This window comes from Priestia sp. ABM2_011 (assembly GCF_056158845.1).
Genome location: NZ_JBSWUB010000001.1, coordinates 771,854 through 786,087, shown reverse-complemented (window position 1 = coordinate 786,087; position 14,234 = coordinate 771,854). Strand labels below are relative to the sequence as shown.

The 14,234-nt window shown below is 38.4% G+C and carries 17 protein-coding genes and 3 other annotated features; of the genes, 2 read left to right on the top strand and 15 right to left on the bottom strand.

Features of this window, described 5'->3' with window-relative positions; all coding sequences use genetic code 11:
• Window positions 1–7: 7 nt before the first annotated feature.
• Entirely contained in the window at window positions 8–1,042 is a 1,035-nt protein-coding gene (gene pheS, locus ACXAE4_RS04205; RefSeq protein ID WP_014458064.1) for a phenylalanine--tRNA ligase subunit alpha, read from the bottom strand.
• A gap of 54 nt (window positions 1,043–1,096) precedes the next feature.
• Window positions 1,097–1,332 (bottom strand) — a binding site (T-box leader).
• Between the two features lie 48 nt (window positions 1,333–1,380).
• A complete protein-coding gene (locus tag ACXAE4_RS04200; protein ID WP_176551792.1) occupies window positions 1,381–2,145 on the bottom strand; it encodes a TrmH family RNA methyltransferase in 765 nt (254 codons plus the stop codon).
• Between the two features lie 140 nt (window positions 2,146–2,285).
• On the opposite strand from ACXAE4_RS04200, the gene sspI reads away from it, so the two are divergent.
• The gene (sspI, locus tag ACXAE4_RS04195) at window positions 2,286–2,492 is read left to right on the top strand and encodes a small acid-soluble spore protein SspI (RefSeq protein WP_013059420.1); all 207 of its coding nucleotides are present in this window, start codon (window positions 2,286–2,288) and stop codon (window positions 2,490–2,492) included.
• Between the two features lie 56 nt (window positions 2,493–2,548).
• On the opposite strand, the gene ACXAE4_RS04190 is transcribed toward sspI, so the two are convergent.
• Window positions 2,549–3,634 (bottom strand): M42 family metallopeptidase, encoded by a 1,086-nt coding sequence (locus tag ACXAE4_RS04190; protein ID WP_028411767.1) that lies wholly within the window; start codon window positions 3,632–3,634, stop codon window positions 2,549–2,551.
• Window positions 3,635–3,711: 77 nt separating this feature from the next.
• The gene (locus tag ACXAE4_RS04185) at window positions 3,712–4,200 is read right to left on the bottom strand and encodes a dUTP diphosphatase (protein ID WP_108674326.1); all 489 of its coding nucleotides are present in this window, start codon (window positions 4,198–4,200) and stop codon (window positions 3,712–3,714) included.
• A 132-nt stretch (window positions 4,201–4,332) separates the two neighbouring features.
• On the opposite strand from ACXAE4_RS04185, the gene ACXAE4_RS04180 reads away from it, so the two are divergent.
• Window positions 4,333–4,710 carry a hypothetical protein gene (locus tag ACXAE4_RS04180; protein ID WP_028411769.1) on the top strand — a complete coding sequence of 126 codons (378 nt, stop codon included), beginning with the start codon at window positions 4,333–4,335 and terminating at the stop codon, window positions 4,708–4,710.
• A gap of 18 nt (window positions 4,711–4,728) precedes the next feature.
• On the opposite strand, the gene ACXAE4_RS04175 is transcribed toward ACXAE4_RS04180, so the two are convergent.
• The 11 genes from ACXAE4_RS04175 to speD form a co-directional block, all read right to left on the bottom strand.
• Window positions 4,729–4,989, bottom strand: a complete 261-nt coding sequence (locus ACXAE4_RS04175; protein ID WP_028411770.1) for a DUF1294 domain-containing protein — start codon at window positions 4,987–4,989, stop codon at window positions 4,729–4,731.
• Window positions 4,990–5,049: 60 nt separating this feature from the next.
• Entirely contained in the window at window positions 5,050–5,409 is a 360-nt protein-coding gene (gene rplT / locus ACXAE4_RS04170) for a 50S ribosomal protein L20 (protein WP_013059425.1), read from the bottom strand.
• A gap of 39 nt (window positions 5,410–5,448) precedes the next feature.
• Window positions 5,449–5,649 carry a 50S ribosomal protein L35 gene (gene rpmI, locus ACXAE4_RS04165; protein WP_013059426.1) on the bottom strand — a complete coding sequence of 67 codons (201 nt, stop codon included), beginning with the start codon at window positions 5,647–5,649 and terminating at the stop codon, window positions 5,449–5,451.
• 21 nt (window positions 5,650–5,670) lie between these two features.
• Window positions 5,671–6,174, bottom strand: a complete 504-nt coding sequence (gene infC, locus ACXAE4_RS04160) for a translation initiation factor IF-3 (RefSeq protein ID WP_013059427.1) — start codon at window positions 6,172–6,174, stop codon at window positions 5,671–5,673.
• A gap of 69 nt (window positions 6,175–6,243) precedes the next feature.
• Window positions 6,244–6,366, bottom strand: a sequence feature (ribosomal protein L20 leader region).
• Window positions 6,367–6,537: 171 nt separating this feature from the next.
• Window positions 6,538–8,496, bottom strand: a complete 1,959-nt coding sequence (gene thrS / locus ACXAE4_RS04155) for a threonine--tRNA ligase (protein ID WP_217915987.1) — start codon at window positions 8,494–8,496, stop codon at window positions 6,538–6,540.
• A 43-nt stretch (window positions 8,497–8,539) separates the two neighbouring features.
• Window positions 8,540–8,788: a binding site (T-box leader), on the bottom strand.
• A gap of 60 nt (window positions 8,789–8,848) precedes the next feature.
• Window positions 8,849–9,709, bottom strand: coding sequence for a sporulation protein YtxC (ytxC, locus tag ACXAE4_RS04150; protein ID WP_014458056.1), 861 nt, complete (start codon window positions 9,707–9,709; stop codon window positions 8,849–8,851).
• 96 nt (window positions 9,710–9,805) lie between these two features.
• Entirely contained in the window at window positions 9,806–10,738 is a 933-nt protein-coding gene (gene dnaI, locus ACXAE4_RS04145) for a primosomal protein DnaI (RefSeq protein WP_014458055.1), read from the bottom strand.
• A 32-nt stretch (window positions 10,739–10,770) separates the two neighbouring features.
• A complete protein-coding gene (locus tag ACXAE4_RS04140) occupies window positions 10,771–12,198 on the bottom strand; it encodes a replication initiation and membrane attachment family protein (RefSeq protein WP_014458054.1) in 1,428 nt (475 codons plus the stop codon).
• Between the two features lie 72 nt (window positions 12,199–12,270).
• Window positions 12,271–12,732, bottom strand: a complete 462-nt coding sequence (gene nrdR / locus ACXAE4_RS04135) for a transcriptional regulator NrdR (RefSeq protein ID WP_013059432.1) — start codon at window positions 12,730–12,732, stop codon at window positions 12,271–12,273.
• A gap of 243 nt (window positions 12,733–12,975) precedes the next feature.
• Window positions 12,976–13,362, bottom strand: a complete 387-nt coding sequence (locus tag ACXAE4_RS04130) for a hypothetical protein (protein WP_028411774.1) — start codon at window positions 13,360–13,362, stop codon at window positions 12,976–12,978.
• Between the two features lie 93 nt (window positions 13,363–13,455).
• Window positions 13,456–13,836 (bottom strand): adenosylmethionine decarboxylase, encoded by a 381-nt coding sequence (gene speD / locus ACXAE4_RS04125; RefSeq protein WP_013059434.1) that lies wholly within the window; start codon window positions 13,834–13,836, stop codon window positions 13,456–13,458.
• Between the last annotated feature and the right edge of the window lie 398 nt (window positions 13,837–14,234).

Sequence of the window (14,234 nt, the reverse complement as noted above, 5' to 3'; positions counted from 1 at the left end):
CCCTCCTTTATACTTGTTTAAATTGATCTAAGAAACGAACATCATTTGTATAGAAATGACGAATATCATCCACGCCGTGTTTTAACATAGCAATACGCTCTACACCGATTCCAAAAGCAAAACCACGATATTTAGTTGAATCGTATCCAGCCATTTCAAGAACATTTGGATGAACCATACCGGCTCCTAAAATTTCAATCCAGCCTGTTTGTTTACATACATTACAGCCTTTACCTCCACATTTTGCACACGATACGTCTACTTCTACAGACGGCTCAGTGAATGGGAAGAAACTTGGACGAAGACGAATTTCACGGTCTGCACCGAACATCTTTTTCACAAATACTTCAAGCGTGCCTTTTAAATCGCTCATACGAATGTTTTCGTCTACTACAAGACCTTCAATTTGCATAAATTGATGTGAGTGCGTAGCATCATCGTCATCGCGGCGGTACACTTTACCTGGGCAAATAATTTTAACAGGTCCTTTGCCTTCATTCTTGTTCATAACACGAGCTTGAACAGTTGATGTATGCGTACGAAGAAGCGTTTCTTCCGTAATATAGAACGTATCTTGCATATCACGTGCTGGGTGACCTTTTGGCAAGTTCAGCGCTTCGAAATTATAGTAGTCCTGCTCTACTTCTGGTCCTTCTGCTACTTCATAGCCCATTCCTAAGAATAAATCTTCTACTTCTTCAACCACGCTTGTGAGCGGGTGATGCGTACCTGCTTTAACCGGGCGTCCCGGCAGCGTTACGTCAATTGTTTCTGAAGCAAGTTTACGCTCTACCTCGGCTGCTTCTAACGCCGTTTGTTTTTCTTCAATTTTAGATGCAATCGCTTCACGTACTTCATTTGCAAGTGCTCCCATTACAGGGCGCTCTTCAGCTGAAAGTTTTCCCATACCGCGAAGTACTTCTGTGATAGGGCCTTTCTTTCCTAAATAAGCTACGCGTACGTCGTTTAATTCTTTTAAAGCACTTGCTGCTTCGACTTTTGCAATTGCTTCTTGTTGAAGTTCTTGTAAACGTTCTTTCATCACTTATTCCTCCTTTTAACGTAAAAAATGACAAATAAAAAAACCTCCTCCCAAAAAAGGGACGAGGATTAGTCGCGTTACCACCCTTGTTAACTATATACACAGACGTATACAGTTCACTTCATTCAAGTTAACGGAATCTCCGGAACACCTTTACATCTATGTAAGATGGTCTAAGTGTCAACTCAAGAGGTGAATTCACTTATTACATTTATAAAAATGCTTTCAGTCATGGCATTTTCTCCCTGCATAAACGGACATAAGCTACTGCTCTCTTTCATCGTTTTTTACATATGTAACTATTGTATTATTATAGTGAAAACACGTTCTCGATGCAACTACATTCCGCGTAAATAATAAAGTAAGATTCCAGAAGCGATGGCAACATTTAACGACTCGCTCTTTCCATAGATGGGAATGTACAGATTTTGATCCGTTTGTTCCAACACTTTCTCGCTTACGCCGTTTCCTTCATTTCCCACAATCAGCGCAAATTCGTTTGAAGGTTTTACGTGTGTGTAGACCTTTCCATTTTGTAACGACGTGCCGTAAACTGCTATTCCTCTTTCTTTTAACAGTGAAATTGTTTCGAGCAAATCGCCTTTTACAATTGGAAGGTGAAAAATAGCTCCTTGCGTTGAACGAACGACTTTTGGGTTGTACACATCCACGCTGCCCTCTCCAATGATAATAGCCCCCACTCCCGCAGCATCAGCGGTTCGGATAATGGTGCCTAGGTTACCTGGATCTTGCACCGCATCTAAAAGCAATACTTTCTGTGCTGTATGAATAATTTCCGCATGCTTTGTTTGAAAACACACGGCAATAATTCCTTGAGGTGTTTCTGTGTCAGATAATAACTTACTAATTGCTTCGTTTACAACGATTATTTCGATACCGTCTATATCCCACTGTGCGGGCACTTCGGTCGATTCGCGTATAATTAGTTCCTTTACGCAATCCTTATTTTTGATAGCCTCTTCGACTAAATGAAAGCCTTCTACCATAAAAAGGCCCTGCTTATCACGGTCTTTTTTATTATGCAGTTTTTTCCACGCTTTTACCTGCGGATTTTTAACTGAATCAATTTGTTTCACAAACATAACTCCTTTATCTATACAAAAATAAATAGTTCGATTACATTTTGTTCAATAATCATTAGATAAGTTTCACTTTATTGTACATAGAAATCGCAAAGAAAACAAAAACTATTGGTAACTTTACGATAGCTGAGGTGAAAATGATGGATCTTAATTTACGAAATGCTGTTATTGCAAACGTTTCAGGAAACTCAAAAGAAGAGCTTGAGGCTACAATTTCTGACGCTATTCAAAGCGGTGAAGAAAAAATGCTCCCTGGACTTGGTGTTTTATTTGAAGTGCTTTGGGAAAAGTCTCCGGAATCAGAAAAAGAAGAAATTCTGACAACGCTTGAAAACGGTTTAAAATAAATAACCTTTTCCTATGTACAACAAAAAGCTCATTCTCCTAGGAGAATGAGCTTTTTTTAATTATACGTAATGGCGTTAACCGTATCTCGGTCTAAGCGCTTAATGACTTCCGCAATTAATTTAACTGCGTTTTCATAATCATCACGATGAAGCATTGCTGCATGAGAATGGATATAACGAGTTGCAATTGTAATCGAAAGTGCTGGCACCCCGTTAGCTGAAATATGGATAGAACCCGAGTCCGTACCGCCTCCAGCAATTGCATCAAATTGATACGGAATATTTAATTCATCTGCCACATCTACCACTGTATCTCGAAGTCCTTTATGAGAGACCATGGAAGCATCATATAAAATGATTTGCGGACCCTGCCCCATTTTAGAAGAGGCTTCTTTATCAGAAACACCAGGTGTATCTCCAGCGATACCGACATCAACAGCAAATGCAATATCCGGTTCAATAAAGTTAGCAGATGTTTTTGCACCTCGGAGTCCAACTTCTTCTTGCACCGTTCCTACACCATACACAACATTTTCATGTTTTTCATTTTTTAAAGCTTTTAATACATCGATAGCGATTGCACAACCAATACGGTTATCCCAGGCTTTCGCTAGCAGCATCTTTTCATTGTTCATAACCGTAAATTCGAAATAAGGTACAACCTGATCACCAGGTTTTACTCCCCACTCCGCTACTTCTTCTCTGCTAGAAGCACCAATATCGATGAACATATCTTTAATGTCAACTGGCTTTTTGCGAACTTCTGGAGGCAAGATATGAGGTGGCTTTGAGCCAATAATCCCCGTTACCTCTCCTTTAGATGTCACGATGGTTACGCGTTGAGCAAGCATAACTTGAGACCACCATCCGCCTACCGTTTGAAAACGAATAAAGCCGCGTTCATCAATTTGAGTCACCATAAAACCAACTTCATCCAAGTGACCGGCTACCATAATTTTAGGCCCTTGTTCGTTGCCTACTTTTTTTGCAATCAAACTGCCTAGCCCATCCGTCGTTACTTCATCTGCATAAGGTGCAATATATTTCTTCATAACCTCACGCGGTTCACGCTCATTTCCAGGAATTCCTTTTGCATCTGTTAGTGCTTTAAGCATCGTCAATGTTTCATCTAACTTTGTCATATGGATTACCCCTTTCATATGTATACCTCTATTATAGCTAAAAAGAGGTTGAAGTAAAATTTCCCATCCCTTTATTTCTAGTATCCTTGTTCTTGGCGTTTAAAATTCACTTCATTTTTTGACATGTACGCCTCTTCAATATGTTCAGCAGAAAAACCAAACATATCGCCAAGCTTCATGTAAGATGCAAACATGTTCACATAGTTTTCTTTTGACAGGTCCTGCTCGAAAGCAGAAACTTGTGCAAATAACTGTAAAAATTGTGTTGTTTTTGAATCAGCTGCTTTTACTTTTGGCAGCTCAGTTAAATCATCGTATCCTTTTTCAATACCTAAAGAAAGAATGAAATGTACGCCGTCCACAAATTCTTCTAAAATAACAGCATCTTCAGCCGGAGGTTTAACGCTCCAAAATTTGAAGCAGCGCGTTTCGTTTGCCAGCTCTCCCATTTCAACAAGCAGAGCTAAAAGTTTTCTTGGAACCAAGTCTTCCTTATGAAGCTGATGCTTGTCCTCTATATGCTGATCCAGCTGGCGCTGCATGGTAAATAGCTGTTGTAAATTCAATGTAATCACTCCTGTAATTATGTATATCTTCTTCTTTTTAAACCAATAAAGAAATTATATCAAAAATCGTGAAACTTTTTAGAGACTGAAACGTAAAGTAAGAAAACTGTGCCTTGTAAAGGAGGGAGCGTTATGTTTGTTATTGTTATCGTTCGCGTGTTCATTTTCGCGCTTGTTGCTTACACACTATTAAAGCTGGTTCAGCATTTTCGCAGTCCAAAGCGGAAGCTTGTAGCAGCTCAGGAACATCAGCAATTTTTTGTCGTTGACGAAAAAACGAATATCCGCAAAAATTTTCTACTAACGTATAAAGGTATTTTATTTGAAGGAGAAAAATACAGCAATCCCAATGAACCAGAGTCTTTGTCGATTACAATGGTGTTAACAGATCCATCTCGATTGCATGAACTGCAAAAACAAGATTTCAAGCTGCTGGAAAATCACGTACACAACATGTATCCAAATGCTCCTATTCGCTGGAAAAGCCCCGTTCGAGAATTTTTACACTGAGCACAAAATCATTTGTGCTCAGCTGATAACAAAAAAGAAAAGTAAATCAAGAGCGGCAAGAATAGGAAAACCTACTGTAAACGATGTGTGCTTCGTTTTATGACGATAGCAATACATACCAATCAGTCCTCCAATGGCTCCTCCGATAGCAGCTACCGTCCACAGTGTGCTTTCGGCAATTCTCCACTCATGTCTTTTCGCTTTTTGTTTATCTCTATACATCATTCCTATCCCTATTATATTAATAACAATAAAATAGGTAAGCAGCAGTTCATTCATGATATGTCCTCCGATAGCAAAAAAGCCTCATCATCTAAAGATGACGAGACTTTATATTCATTACTTATCTAAGCCTTTTTTAGCAGCAGTTGCTAATTCAGCAAATGCTTTTTCATCAGCTACAGCTAAGTCAGCAAGCATTTTGCGGTTAACTTCAATACCTGCTAATTTTAAACCGTGCATTAAACGGCTGTAAGAAAGACCGTTCATACGAGCAGCTGCATTAATACGTGTGATCCATAATTTACGGAAGTCACGTTTTTTCTGACGACGGTCACGATAAGCATACATGTGAGATTTCATAACTTGCTGATTAGCAACTTTATATAATCTATGCTTCGAACCGAAGAAACCTTTAGCTAATTTTAAAACTTTTTTACGACGTTTGCGTGTTACTGTACCGCCTTTTACGCGTGGCATAATTGTTTACCTCCTGTATTGTTTCTATCTCAACCCAAATTACTTAATGTTATCTAATAAGTGACGGATACGTTTGAAGTCACCTTTGCTTACTAAAGAACCTTTACGTAATTTACGCTTTTGTTTTGTAGATTTGTTAGCGAATAAATGGCTTGTGTAAGCACGAGCACGTTTTAATTTACCGCTTCCAGTCTTTTTGAAACGCTTTGCAGCGCCACGATGTGTTTTCATTTTTGGCATGGGGTGTTCCTCCTCGTTCTATTACTTTTCGTTTTTAGGTGCCAAGACTAAGAACATGCTGCGGCCTTCCATTTTAGGAGCCGATTCAACTGAACTTACATCTTCGCAAGCTTGTGAAAAACGTTCAAGTACTTTTTGGCCAATCCCTTTATGAGTAATGGCACGACCTTTAAAGCGAATAGACGCTTTCACTTTGTCACCTTTTTCAAGGAACTTGCGTGCGTTACGAAGTTTAGTGTTAAAATCATGTTCATCAATTGTTGGACTTAAACGAACTTCTTTTAAGTTTACAACTTTTTGGTTTTTACGAGCTTCTCTTTCTTTACGTTGTTGCTCATAGCGGAATTTACCGTAGTCCATAATACGACATACCGGCGGTTTCGCATTTGCAGCAACCATTACTAAGTCAAGATTTACTCGTGAAGCAATTTCTAATGCTTCATTTTTTGATTTAATTCCTAATTGTTCACCATTTTGATCAATTAGACGAACTTCGCGAGCTCGAATGCCCTCGTTTACCATCATGTCCTTGCTAATAAGTAGCCACCTCCAAGGTTTAATGAGCGAATACGCTTGCTTAGACCGATTATTAACTCACACAAAAAAGTGTGAGTACATACTGCACCCACACTTCTATCGTTTTAATTAAGATACGATGTACCTGCTAACTGCTTTATGCGTCACTCAGGTGAGAAGCGGGTGCTTCTTCTTCTGTATAAACAAGTATTCAATTACTTAAGCTATTATAGTATCAACAAAGACAAAAGTCAATGATTTCGTTCTTTTTTCACAACAAAAGTTATTGTATCAAAGGAAAACCATTTATGCAACAGTTTTTTATAAATGTTAGATAAAAAAGCAGAGAATTTCAATTCTCTGCTTTTTTCATTAACGAGATGCTTCTGCTTTTACATTTTGTAAAAAGGCTTGGAAATCCACTGTTTCTGAATTCTGCTCACCATATTTACGTACGTTTACTGCTTTATCTTCTACTTCTTTATCCCCTACAACAAGCATGTAAGGAATTTTTTGCATTTGAGCCTCACGGATTTTATAGCCAATTTTCTCATCGCGAGAATCAAGTTCCACACGAATACCCGCAAGCTGAAGCTGTTCTTGCACTTCTTTTGCATACTCAAGGTGAACCGTAGGTGATACCGGAATCACTTGAACTTGTACAGGTGCTAACCACGTTGGGAAAGCTCCTTTGTATTCTTCGATTAAGAAAGCTACAAAACGTTCCATTGTTGACACCACGCCGCGGTGAATAACAACAGGTCGATGCTGTTTTCCGTCTTCCCCTACATACGTTAAATCAAAGCGTTCAGGAAGTAAGAAATCCAATTGAACCGTAGATAGCGTCTCTTCTTTACCAAGAGCTGTTTTAACTTGAACATCTAGTTTTGGACCGTAGAATGCCGCTTCGCCTTCAGCTTCATAATAATCGAGGTCAAGCTCATCCATTGCATCTTTTAACATGCTTTGTGCTTTTTCCCACATTGCATCATCATCGAAGTATTTTTCTGTATCTTCAGGATCACGATAAGATAGACGGAATGAATAATTTTCAAATCCAAAATCTTTATAAACCGCTTCAACTAAGCGAACCACACGAATAAATTCTTCTTTGATTTGATCCGGACGTACAAAGATATGTGCATCATTTAACGTCATGCCTCGAACGCGCTGAAGCCCTGATAATGCTCCTGACATTTCGTAGCGGTGCATTGTTCCAAGTTCAGCAATACGGATTGGAAGCTCACGATAGCTGTGAATACCTTGTTTGTACACCATCATGTGATGAGGACAGTTCATTGGACGAAGAACCAGGTCTTCGTTATCCATTTCCATTGCAGGGAACATGTCATCTTGATAGTGCTCCCAGTGACCAGACGTTTTGTAAAGTTCTACACTTCCAAGCACCGGCGTGTAAACGTGCTGATAACCAAGGCTTACTTCTTTATCTACGATATAACGCTCGATAATACGGCGGATTGTCGCACCTTTTGGAAGCCATAAAGGAAGACCTTGTCCTACTTTTTGAGAATTTGTAAATAAGTTTAACTCTTTACCAAGTTTACGGTGGTCACGTTCTTTTGCTTCTTCAAGAAGACGAAGATGCTCGTCTAAATCTGCTTTTGTAAAGAATGCTGTACCGTAAATACGCTGCAGCATTTGATTGTCGCTGTCTCCGCGCCAATAAGCACCTGCTACGCTTAATAGTTTAAACTCTTTAATTTTGCCTGTTGACGGCACGTGCACACCTCGGCAAAGATCAAAGAATTCGCCTTGTTGGTAAATCGTCACCTTTTCACCTGCTGGAATCGCATCAATCAATTCAAGCTTTAGTTCATCGCCAACTTCTTTAAAAAGTTGAATGGCTTCTTCACGAGAAACTTCTTTTCGTTCAATTTCAATATTTGAATTAACGATTTTTTTCATTTCTTTTTCAATTCTACCTAAATCTTCAGGAGTAATTGATTCTTCCATATCGATGTCATAGTAAAACCCATTTTCGATAACCGGGCCTACACCTAGCTGTACTTTTACATCTTTGTATAAACGTTTGATTGCTTGAGCCATTAAATGCGCTGTACTATGGCGCATAATTTCAAGCGCTTCAGGAGCATCTTGCGTAATGATTTCAAGACTGCCATCTTGTTCGATTGGCGTACGTAAATCCAGCAGCTCGCCGTTTACTTTGCCTGCTAATGCTTTTTTCTTTAATCCCGGGCTAATAGAAGCCGCAATATCTTCTGTTGATGATCCTTTTGGATACTCTTTAACAGCTCCATCAGGAAATGTCATTTTGATTACTTCTGACACAACTTTCCACTCCTTTAACATAACTAATAAACTTTTTGTAAAAACAAAAAACTCGTCCCTTATAAAAAGGGACGAGTTGTGTATACACGCGGTACCACCCTTGTTTCCTCTTCGTATCTTGGATAACCCAAAGAACCCGAAGCGGCTCGAGGTTTTATAACGGAAATTCCGTCAGTAATTACTAGAGGCTCTGCTCGTTTACTACTGAAGTTTAGAGGTGGTAAGGATATATTCCGTGTTAGGAGATTTTCAGCCTGGATCTCCCTCTCTACAAACCGTAAATATACACTCATGTCCTCATCATAACTTGTAACATATAGCTGTTTTTCAATATGCATTTATTATATTCATTTTCAAAATAGAAATCAACCTTTCACGTTATATTTTGCTTTTGATCAAACGGAAATTCATTTTTTTCGTATAACATCACTTTTTCTTGAAAGATATTTTGAATGGTGTAAACAAAATCATGGTCATGCTCGTCGCTATACAGATGAATACCAGCTGGAGATAAACTTAGCAAAGGCGCGATAATAGTCGAGTCTATGTATAATGATTCTTGTTTAGATAAAAAGGCCTCTGCTAGAGCTGCACATTCACGTTCAGGAACATATCTACGGTTGTGGTCGTACAATACAAACTTGTTTTTATTCAAGTGCATCACGTACACATCACCGGTAGATGACTGTCTTTCGTTAGCCGCTTGACGCAGCTGATGAATAAGAATTTGATAGTCTTGTTCAAGCTTATATTCATCAATCGCCAGCTCAGCATAATAGCGCAGCCGATCTTGATATTCTTTTAAACGGAATTGGAGAAAAGACTCAAAGGTGAATGTTACATTATGAATGAAGAAGTCTTGAAGCGCCTGGCGGATAAGCAATTCTCTTGGAAGAGAAAATATTTTTTGCGGAATTTCGTCTCTCTCTCCTTCCATAATCCCCCCCATAATTTGAAGCAGCAAATCTTGCTCTTCCTCTTCCGAATAAAAAAATTGTTCTTTTAATATGTTTACCATCATCTTTTTTTCTTTCTTTTTTAAAATCACGTGCGTTAATACAGGTATCACCATGTCTTGTAAAATGGCCTCTCGATTGTATGTCTCATCAATAACTAAAAGCTGATTATTCACCAGCTTCAAGCACTGTGAACCATATGATAAAGCGCTTTGCTTCGCGCATAAAGACTCATATACAACGACTGCGTCTTCTACATATTTAAAGAATATTTTCATTCCTCATAGCCCCCCTTTGGACACGCTTTATTAATGTATATGGGGCAACATGCAAAAAAATGAGCAAGTCGTTACAAGAAATGTAAAACGACCTGCTCATCTATTTCGTTTATTCTCTCCATTCATTTCAACAGGAATGGCTAGAGACTTAATTCGTTCCATGACACGAGCGGCTTTGAGCTCTTCCTGCTCGCCTCTTTGGGTATAAGTCAAATGATGTTGAAGCTCTTTAAAATTTAAATTCGAGCTGAAAAATGTCGGCAAATTTTCGAGCATGCGGAATTGTAAAATGGTTCCGAGCACATCGTCTCGCATCCAGCTCGTTACGGATTCTGCTCCGAGATCATCAAGCATAAGAACCGGTACTTTTTTGACATACTCTATTTTCTCATTAAAGCTTTGATCTTGAAACGAACCTTTTAACTCACGCAAAAACTCCGGAACATACAGAATGGTAGATTTCACTTTCTTTTCGGCTAACGCATTGGCAATTGCTCCAAGAAAATACGTTTTTCCCACACCAAACGAACCGTGTAAATATAAAGCTTTCATTTTCTTGTTTGGCTCATATTCTCGCACAAAATCTCTTACTAGTTTAATCGCTTCAAATCTTCCCTGCTCAATTTCAATATCAGACATTGTTGCCTGTAAAATTTCTTTCGGCACGTACATACACTGAATAAAAGATTCTTGTTCTTTTCGCTCATCTTCTTGTACTTTTCTAGGACAGCGTTCATATTGCAAATCAATATTACGGCCTTTTACAACCAGCTGAGGGTGGTATCCTTTCACCATGTTGACACAGCTTTGCAGAGAAGGACACTTGTCACAGCATTTGCTTTGGTCGATAAATTCATGCATCTTCATCAGGCCTCGGTCGACCATTTGCTCATCTAACTCACGGCGATGCTCTTGCAAAAATGTTTTAACTTCAGGATTAGACAGGATACTGTTTCTTAATGCTTCTAAGCGTGCTTTAAAATCTTTTTTGTTCACTAACTGATTTAGTGAATCATTGATAGGCTTCATCTTTTTCACCTCATCTCTATCATACCTGCTTTTTATTCTTTATGCTTTTGTTTTAGCTCTTGATCTAACTGCTTGAGCTCTTCTTGTAGCTTTCGTTTTTCTTCTTCAAATCCGTCCACTTCTTTTGAAGGCTGCTTTTTCTCTTCTTTTTCTTCATCGCTCAGCCACTCTGGCACCATTTCTTTACGCACAATTTTTCGTCCGGTCGTTTTTTTATTTTGCTTTGCTTCGGTCCAGTTTTGATATTCTTTCTGTTCATTTTTAGCTAAATTCATGGCATCTTGAACAGTTTGTACCTTTTTGCGCGCCCAGTGTCCAGCAATTTTCTCTACATAGCTCTTAGATAATTTCATATCGGATCTTAGCATAACATAGTAAATTAGAACATTTACTACCCCTGGTGAAAGCTTTTGATTAAACATCACTTCTTCAATCATTTGCAAATCTGCTTTTGAAGGCTCTGCTCCCCCGGAAAACTCGATCAAAAGCTGTCGAGGAGAAGTCACTTCAAGCTGTTGAATGAGCTGCTCTTCTTTCGTCTGCGGCTGCTTTTCCTGCATAGTGCGAAGCATAGGCGGCTGAATTTGTTCGCTTAGATTTGGAAGTGCTTCTCCATTTTCAAATTGGTAAAAGGACTGTGCTGCTTTTCTAAGCAATTCAATATCAACTTGATCGTTCTCATTTAGCGAATCGAGCACCACATTTTTCATTTGAAGAGGATCGATACCATATAAAAAAGCTAGCTTTTCAATTGCTTGTTTTACTTTAGATGTAATGGACCTTTTCGAAATCATTGAATCTGTTAGGCCTGCTAAAAATAAATCAAAATCAAAGGAATCCGGGCTCATCTCAATAGAAGCACGGTTTGAAGAATCCATAAAGTCCGTTTGAGCATCAGGAGAAAATACATCCTTGCTTTCAGACTGAAAACTTGGAGCCAGCTCCGTTGCTTTAACTGATTTAAATACATCGTTAAATGAATGCGTCACATCTTTGAACGATTGGTCATCCACGAGTGAATCCGAAAAATAATTTTTTACTTTTTGAAAGATGGATTTTCCTAGTCGGTTATATAAATATACATTTAACACACCATCGTTAAAGAACTGATGGGGCGTAAGAGGAGGAATGAGCTCATAAATGAACACACGAACATCATCTTCTTCCTTAATATATGTTTTTAACAAACCAATGCCTTCTAATTTTAACCGCTCATGGTAAATAGCTTTCAAATTAATTTGCATCATCGACATTAGATGATGATGTGTAGACTCTTTTCCCCATAAACGATCTTGTTCCAGCTCGCTCCATAGCGTCATATACAAACCAAAACACGTCGTGCCCACCAGCGGCTGATAGAGCATGGTTAAAATCCTTCGGTCGTATTCCTGCAGTATGCCGTTCGAACGAACAACATAACGATCGACCGGTATCATTTCTTTCCAATGTTGTTCTTTCATGTCGTTCCCTACCTACTTTTAAAGTAATAGAAATGACAAAAAAAGAGCCTAAAGAATACTTCAATAGCTCTTTTACAGTCGTTCCTTCTTAATTAAATCTTTTAATTCATCAATAAATACATTGATGTCTTTAAATTGTCGGTATACAGAAGCAAATCGAACATAAGAGACTTCATCGATAGCAGCTAATCGCTCCATCACCATTTCTCCTACCACATCTGACTGCACCTCTGATGTACCCTGACTGCGCAGCTCTGTTTCAATATCGTGTACGGTATCTTCCAGTTGTTTTAAGCTTACTTGGCGTTTTTCACACGCCTTAATTAACCCTCGAAGGATTTTGTCTTTGCTGAACTCTTCTCTCGCTCCATCTTTTTTTACAACAATTAACGGAAGTTCTTCTACTTTCTCAAAAGTTGTAAAACGATAGTGACACTCTTCGCATTCACGTCTTCTACGAATAGAGCGGCCTTCTTCTACAGGGCGCGAGTCCAGCACTCTCGTTCCATTGTAATGACAGGATGGGCACTTCATATTCTCAGCTCCAATAATAAACCTTGTTTTTCTTTTTATTTTCTCTCATATAAGTTAATTTTCATCTATGTTAGCCGGCTATTCGCCATTTATTATGATTGTCATCATCATTTCCTTTATCAAACACGATGCTATATTAAAGGATTTACTTTATTCCATCTTATAGAAAACAAGGCTTGAATACAAGTAAAGGAAAAGGAATTTCCCCATTTTATTTCCTGAAATTCAAAAATGATAAGGAACTTACGAAGAAAGAGGAATAAGTTTTTGATCAAAGCTCTTATAAAGCGTACGTACAAGTTCTTTGCTAAAACCAAAATCAACTGGCACCACTTTTGACTCTGTTGTAGCAGAAAAATCGATAGCGGTTTCAAGAGGACGTACGCTAATAATGGTAATCACAACAAAAGCTTTTCTTCCTTTTACAACGTTTAAGCTAATTTCTCCTCGCTCTTCATACGCAGCAAGTATCTCTATCCCTTGCATATGCTTCAACATTTCATGAACTTGCTTAAATGCATTCCCAGCCGTTGTTTTGTAATAATGCGTTTTTAGAGTCGGATCTGAATGACGATCGCTTGTTTCTACATGATTAGAAAATAAAGATTTAACTACTTGTACTACCCCCATGTTGTTATCCCCTTTGTTTTTGCATATTAAAAATTTATATACTAAAAAGAGGTGTGTAATACACCTCTTAACTTACGTAATCAATCGACACTATTAAAGTGCATTCGCTTTAGTTTGTTTTACCTGAACAGGACCCATTCCACGTGGTAATTCAATTGTTTCACGTGTCTGTGCACTTAGAGCATCTGCAATATAATCTGCTGCGATTGTAGGATCTAAATGACCACAAGTATAAACATCGATACTTGCATAACCATGCTCTGGGAAGCTGTGAATCGTTAAATGTGATTCTGAAATAATAACAACGCCACTTACACCTTGAGGTGCAAATTTATGGAACGCTACTTCGCGAACTTCCGCACCAGATTTTAAAGCTGCATCAACAAACGTTTTTTCAATATAATCAATATCATTTAACTTATCGAAATCGCATCCCCATAATTCTGAGATGACATGACGACCCATTGTTTCCATAATGATATTTCCCCCTTTAACAATTTTTAATCGTTAAACATGAAGTTCTTTCGCCATATAGCATGTTAACTACCACGGGGGAAAGTTAGTCCAAAGAGGTCCTAACCCTTTAAGTAGCCACATCACCGAAAGGTACACAAGAAGTTCACGAAACATAGTATACTTTGTTTACATTTATTTTGCAATACGTGTTTTGATTTTATTAAAGATTGTTCCGGCAGATAGACCTATACAAATTACCCCTGTGTTCTCGTGAGACAGTGTGTAAAAGCTGCTAAACGACTATTCATTTTTTATTAAAATTGAGGAAAAGAAACACTCCTTTGCATGATTATCTTATTGCTTTTCCCTATTCTTTTGAATAAAAACAAAAAAAACAGGGCGATAGCTCCCTGTTT

Coding starts and splice junctions, on each gene's coding strand:
- pheS (WP_014458064.1), bottom strand. CDS start 1,042: ATGAAAGAACGTTTACAAGAACTTCAACAAGAAGCAATTGCAAAAGTC.
- ACXAE4_RS04200 (WP_176551792.1), bottom strand. CDS start 2,145: ATGTTTGTGAAACAAATTGATTCAGTTAAAAATCCGCAGGTAAAAGCG.
- sspI (WP_013059420.1), top strand. CDS start 2,286: ATGGATCTTAATTTACGAAATGCTGTTATTGCAAACGTTTCAGGAAAC.
- ACXAE4_RS04190 (WP_028411767.1), bottom strand. CDS start 3,634: ATGACAAAGTTAGATGAAACATTGACGATGCTTAAAGCACTAACAGAT.
- ACXAE4_RS04180 (WP_028411769.1), top strand. CDS start 4,333: ATGTTTGTTATTGTTATCGTTCGCGTGTTCATTTTCGCGCTTGTTGCT.
- ACXAE4_RS04175 (WP_028411770.1), bottom strand. CDS start 4,989: ATGAATGAACTGCTGCTTACCTATTTTATTGTTATTAATATAATAGGG.
- rplT (WP_013059425.1), bottom strand. CDS start 5,409: ATGCCACGCGTAAAAGGCGGTACAGTAACACGCAAACGTCGTAAAAAA.
- rpmI (WP_013059426.1), bottom strand. CDS start 5,649: ATGCCAAAAATGAAAACACATCGTGGCGCTGCAAAGCGTTTCAAAAAG.
- infC (WP_013059427.1), bottom strand. CDS start 6,174: ATGATGGTAAACGAGGGCATTCGAGCTCGCGAAGTTCGTCTAATTGAT.
- thrS (WP_217915987.1), bottom strand. CDS start 8,496: ATGTTAAAGGAGTGGAAAGTTGTGTCAGAAGTAATCAAAATGACATTT.
- ytxC (WP_014458056.1), bottom strand. CDS start 9,709: ATGAAAATATTCTTTAAATATGTAGAAGACGCAGTCGTTGTATATGAG.
- dnaI (WP_014458055.1), bottom strand. CDS start 10,738: ATGAAGCCTATCAATGATTCACTAAATCAGTTAGTGAACAAAAAAGAT.
- ACXAE4_RS04140 (WP_014458054.1), bottom strand. CDS start 12,198: ATGAAAGAACAACATTGGAAAGAAATGATACCGGTCGATCGTTATGTT.
- nrdR (WP_013059432.1), bottom strand. CDS start 12,732: ATGAAGTGCCCATCCTGTCATTACAATGGAACGAGAGTGCTGGACTCG.
- ACXAE4_RS04130 (WP_028411774.1), bottom strand. CDS start 13,362: ATGGGGGTAGTACAAGTAGTTAAATCTTTATTTTCTAATCATGTAGAA.
- speD (WP_013059434.1), bottom strand. CDS start 13,836: ATGGAAACAATGGGTCGTCATGTCATCTCAGAATTATGGGGATGCGAT.